The organism is Streptomyces sp. NPDC006283, assembly GCF_040613325.1.
Classification (GTDB): Bacteria; Actinomycetota; Actinomycetes; order Streptomycetales; family Streptomycetaceae; genus Streptomyces.
In genome coordinates this window covers 1-5,458 of sequence record NZ_JBEXRZ010000324.1, presented here as the reverse complement: position 1 = coordinate 5,458, position 5,458 = coordinate 1, and the positions used below count along the sequence as shown (strand labels likewise).

Here is a 5,458-nt window from a genome sequence, read left to right as displayed (position 1 = left end):
CCGCCCACCATCGGACCTCAGCACGTTCCCCACCCATGAACAGCTCAACGAGCACACGGTCAAACCGTCACGACAAGAACCGTTGCAGTACTAGGCCGTCCGTGCCGACGGCGACCAGCTCGGCGGCTACGGAGTTGACGTCCGCGACGGCACGATAGGGAACGTCGGGCCGAGCAGCCTCTGCGGCCAGAGCAGGGCCGCAGACCAGGTCCACGGCCAGGTTGTGGTCCAGTGCGTGCTGTACGGCGCGCCAGAGCAGCGCACCCTCTCCGACGAAGATCACGTTGTGCTCCGCAGCGCCTCGACGGTCTCGACGACTCGGCCGAGCGTGAGATTCTCGCTGAGGGAGCCGAGCCGGGCCAGGAACTGCTGCTCCGCGGCTCGGCTCAAGAGGTCTTCGCCGAGTGCGGCCAGCATTTCCAGGACGGCCAGTGAGTCGCCGCCGAGTGCATGGAAGTCGGATGAGGAATCGAGGTCCGTGGTTTTGCAATGCAGGACGCGGGCCCAGATCTCGGCCGTCGCCGCTGCGGTGCCGGGTCCCGGACCGTTCCCGGCCGCCGGATGCTTCGGGCCCGCTGCCGGGACCTTCTCCGGCTCCACCGGCGCATGGTCGAAAGGATTCGGCAACGCATTGCGATCCGTCTTGCCGTTGGCGGTCTCCGGCAGCCCGGAGACCGCGCGTACGACCGAGGGCACCAGGTGGAACGGCAACGACTGCTCGAGCTCCGCCCGTACGGCAGCCTCGTCGAAGGCAGCCGCACCCTCGGCCGGCACCACGAAGGCGCACAGAGCGGGCGTGCCGGTGTCGGGCCGGGGGCGGGCGACCACCGCGGCCTGTGCGATGTCCGGCAGAGCGGTGAGTGCTGCCTCGGCCTCGCCCGGCTCGACCCGGTGACCGCGGATTTTCACCTGGGAGTCGATTCGGCCCGCGTACTCGAGTTGCCCGTCGGCCAGGCGGAGCACCAGGTCGCCGGTGCGGTAGGCGCGTCGGCCGTCCGGGAGCCAGATGAATCGGTCGGCTGTCAGGTCGGGGCGGCCGAGGTATCCGCGGGCCAGCTGAACGCCGGTCACATGGAGTTCGCCGAGCTCGCCGTCGGGGACTTCGTTCCCACGCTCGTCCAGTACCGACACGGAGGTGCGGTGCACCGGTACTCCGATCGGCGCGGACGGGCGTGCGGTGTCGTCGCCGACGACGGCGACGGTGCAGGCCACCGTTGCTTCGGTGGGACCGTAGATGTTGACGAACAGACAGTCAGGTCCGAAGGCCGCGCGTGCCCGGCTGCTGCTGGCCGCGGTGAGGTTCTCGCCGCCGACCTGGAGGGCCCGGATGCCCGTGGGGCGGATGCCGAGGCGTACGGCGAGGTCGAGGTGGGTAGGCGTCATCCCGAGCGTGTTGGCCTGCCGTCCGGAGAACATCTCGCGCAGCTTGAGGTGGTCGAGTTCGCCGGGCACCGGTACGACGGCGCCGCCGTGCAGCAGGGGCGGGAAGATCTGCATGATCGAGAGGTCGAAGCCGGGGGAGAAGGAGTATGCGGCCCGGGTCTCTTCGTCGCACCGCATGAACGGGGATATCCAGCCGACGACGTTGGTCAGACTGCGGTGCTCGATCTGTACGCCCTTGGGCTTGCCGGTGGACCCCGAGGTGTAGATGACGTACGCCAGATCGTCCGGGCCGGGAGCGGCAGCGGTGAGGGCCGCTCGCTGGTGCTCGTCGACGGTCGCCTCGTCGCTCGCGATGTCCTCGAGGAGGATCGTCGTGCGGTTGCCTCCCTCCGCCTTGGCGCACGCGGGCCTCTCCGTGAGACAGAAGCGGGCCTGCGCGTCGTGCAGCAGCTCCTCGACCCGGCGCGCCGGATTGCGTATGTCGACGGGCAGAAAGGCCGCGCCGGCTTTGAGGACGCCCCAGACTCCGGCCAGGCCGAGTGCCGAGCGGTCCGCCAGGACACCGACGACGTCGCCGCGCCCGACTCCCCGGGAGAGCAGTTCGCCCGCGACGGCGTTGGAGCGGCGGTCCAGTTCCGCGTACGACCAGTGCAGGTTGTCGCCGAGCACGGCGGGTGCGTCCGGACGGCGCGCGGCCTGCGCACGGAACAGCTGCAGCACTGTGGTCTCCGGGGAAGGAAGCCCGTCGGGGCCGGGCGCAAGCAGGAGTTCGGCCGCGACGGGCTCCCGCGGCGGTGCCACGGGCGGTTCATATGGGGCCGGGAGGACCGTGCCCAGTGCGGACTCGATACGGTCCAGCAGCTCCTCGCAGCGCCCGCCGACGTCCGCCGCCCCGCGGGCGGAGACCACCAGCTCGATGTGCTCGGGAAGTTCCAGCAGCGCGATGCTGACCGGAATCAGGGGCGCATGCACCGGAAGGGCGTACACGCTCGTCGCGGTGAACTCCCCGGCGCTGAAATCCTCCGGCGCCAGCCGGCCGGCGTGGGACACGATGGCCGACGCCAGATACCGGTGTCGTGCCGCAGTGGCGGCGCGTGAGACGCGCACTAATGCTGCGGCTGCGGGCAGTGGCAGGCGGGCCAGGGCAGTCTCCGCGCCGGGCGCCAGTTCCTGCCGGGAGGCCAGCGCATTGAGTAACTGTCGGTGGACCGCATCCGTGCTCTGGCCGGCCGGGATGTCGAGGAACACCGGCAGGGCCAGATTGGCTGTCGACGACACGCCGGGAGCGTGACGCCGCAGATCCACCGGGACCATGATCCGGGCGGTGGAGCCTGCGACGGCTCCGGCTCCGGCAACCGTGGCCGCCACCTTCGCTGCCGACGCCGCGTGCTGGCCTGGGAGCATACGCCGCCGCCATACCGAGCAGTTGCCCGGGCGGCCGCCCAGCGGCGAGCGCTGGTCGAGCCCGAGACGAGGCCGCTGACCGGTCCGGCCCACCGCATCCAGCAGCGCGTAGTCGGCCAGCGAGTCGACGGCGCCGTGGAGCGGTTCGCCGCGCAGAGCGCGGAACACCTCGGTGGACCAGATCGCCATGCCCTTGAGGTCCATCACGGCGTGTGATGCGCGGAAGACCACGGTGCTCGGTTCGCCGGTGAGTAGCAGCACTTCGCAGCCCGGACGGCCTTCGGACTCGGCCAACGGGCCGGTGAGCTCAGGAAGGCCCGTGAACGTCGTGCGGTCGAAGCCCCTGCCTTCGGCGACCACGACCCGGGCCGGACGTCCGCTGTCGACCCACATCCTGCCGCAGCGCATCAGTCGCGAGCCCGGGCAGGACGCCGAGGCCTCGGCCACGGCCCGGCTCAGGGCCAGGGCGTCGATCGGCCCAGCGCCCTCGACGACCAGCTGGAGCACCAGCAGGTCACCCAGCCGGGCAGCGGCCAGATAGGACCACTCGGTCGCAGAGACAGGACGGCGGAAAGGGGCCGTTCCGCGAGGACCGGTCCCGGTGCCGCTGGCCGAGGCGACATGCTGTGCGGTCATGACTACTTCACCTTCCTCACGAACTCGTTGACGCCGCCGATGCTGTCGATCCACGCTTCCAGCCGCGCCATCCCGGCGTCGTGGTCCACCTGCGGCGGGGTCAGATCCCGCCGCGCCGCTGACGTGTCGTACGTCGCTGAACGGGTCAACAGGGCCAGCGTGTACCGGGAGAGCGGCGGCGAGGAGTGCTTGGCCAGCGGCGGCAGTTTCCAGACCATGTCCGCCGTGAACGCGAGCGCGCGCAGCACGCCGTGGGAGACCTGCTTGGTCGGGGGCTTGGCGCCAAACCGCTCGGCGAGGAGGGCGAGCATGCTCCAGATCTCCACCGGCTGCTGGTCGGCGATGAAGTACGCCCGGCCGCCGACTCCGTCGGCACACGCCGCCCGTACACAGGCGTAGGCGGCGTTCTCGCAGTAGCACAGCGAGGCGTACACCCGTCTGCCCCCGGAGAGGTCGGGGAGGCTGCCCGTCATCATCTTCGCGATTAGCCGCGGCATGAAGCCGGAGTGGTCACGCGGCCCCCACACGGCCCGGGGGCGCAGTGCGACGGTGGTGAAGTCCGTGCGGTTCGCGGCCAGCACCAGGCGTTCCGCGGCGGCCTTGGTCTCCGAGTAGAGATTGAGGTGGCGTGCGGGGAAGGTCTCGCTCTCGTCGATGTCGAGCTGGTCGCCGCCACGAATGCTCATCAGCGCGCTGGGGCTGCTGATGAACACGAAGCGTCGTACGTCGGCTGCCCGGGCCGTCGACACGAGGCGTTCGGTGCCCGCGACGTTCTCGTCCCAGAACTGGGCGCGGGTCCCCCTGTCGGTGACTCGGGCCGCACTGTGGTGCACGACATCGATGCCGTCCATCGCCTGGCGCAGGGAGGCGGCGTCGCGGAGATCTCCGTACGCGAACTCGACACCGGGAACACTGCGCAGATGGCTCAGATCGCTCTCTTCGCGTACGAGCACGCGCACGTCGTCGCCGACGCGTACGCAGGCGTCGACGATATGGCTGCCCAGGAACCCGGACGCGCCCGTCACCAGTGTCTTCACGCGGCATCACCCTTCGCTTTGCTGCTGCGCCGACGCCACCACGTGGCCCCGAACAGCATCGTGAGCGCGGCCGTCGCCCATGGCCAGCGCGCGGTGGCGAGTTCCTGCTCCGCGCGCAGCGCGGACGGTATCTGGACCGCATGGACGACGACGCTGAGGAAGGCATCGACCCACCACAGCGCGGTCAGCGCCGCATGTTCCCAGGGCAGCAGGGGCCAGGCCGCCAGGTAGGCCCATCCGAGCAGCGGGACGGCGCGCAGCGCCTGGTCGGCGCCGGACGGGCGGCGGCTTCCGGTGAGCTGGTCCTCGGCCCAGCCGGCCAGCAGTTCCCGGCGGATCTTGGCATTGTGGCGGATGTCCACAGGGAAGGCGGGGTGGGGCAGGAAGTCGTCGATCGTCTTGGTCACCGGTTTGTTCGCGCCCAAGGCGCGCAACTCGCCCTCGATCCTGGGCCAGTGCCTCCGCTCGGTGCCGGGCTCGAGCTCCACGCACAGCACGGGTCGTTGCTCTCCGTGCGGGCCGAAGCCCACCAGCGCTGCGCGCTTGACCTGCGGATGGGTGGTGAAGACGCCTTCGCAGCGCATCGTGTGCAGGTCGCCGCTCGAGGTGCGGACGCGATGGCTCTTGCGTCCGCAGAACCAGAGGCGCCCCTCACCGTCGATCCATCCGACGTCACCGGTGCGGTGCCAACGACGTTCGCCGTCCTGGATCTTGTGCTCGGCATCGGCCTGGGGCGACTGGAAGTAGCGCGGGCTGACCGCCTGGCCGCTGACAACGATCTCGCCTATTTCGCCTTCTCCCACGGGCAGGTGGGGCGTCCAGCGGGGGACCGGCCGGTCGCTGACCTCGATGGTGCGCACGGATGTGCCGGCTGCGGGCCGGCCCACGCAGACACCCATGCCCTCAGCCGGGCCGTTGGCCGGCCCGGCCAGTGCCGTGCCGACGTACCACGGCTGCGCGGGAAGCCAGGCTTCGAGCAGCTCGAGCTTGGTGGGGGC

3 protein-coding genes and 1 pseudogene are annotated in these 5,458 nt (G+C 70.6%); all 4 read right to left on the bottom strand.

Annotation, left to right across the window (positions count from 1 at the left end):
- Positions 1 to 67: 67 nt before the first annotated feature.
- Positions 68 to 283, bottom strand: a complete 216-nt coding sequence (locus ABZ070_RS35030; protein WP_356639972.1) for a hypothetical protein — start codon at positions 281 to 283, stop codon at positions 68 to 70.
- On the bottom strand, positions 280 to 3,423 hold the full coding sequence (locus tag ABZ070_RS35025) for a non-ribosomal peptide synthetase (protein WP_356639970.1): 3,144 nt from the start codon (positions 3,421 to 3,423) through the stop codon (positions 280 to 282). The genes ABZ070_RS35030 and ABZ070_RS35025 overlap by 4 nt, the downstream gene beginning before the upstream one ends.
- A 2-nt stretch (positions 3,424 to 3,425) precedes the next feature.
- Positions 3,426 to 4,460: an NAD-dependent epimerase/dehydratase family protein gene (locus ABZ070_RS35020; RefSeq protein ID WP_356639968.1), complete on the bottom strand. Its 1,035-nt coding sequence runs from the start codon at positions 4,458 to 4,460 to the stop codon at positions 3,426 to 3,428.
- Positions 4,457 to 5,458 (bottom strand): annotated as a pseudogene (locus ABZ070_RS35015) (hypothetical protein); the annotation flags it as partial. The pseudogene ABZ070_RS35015 and the gene ABZ070_RS35020, both read right to left, overlap by 4 nt.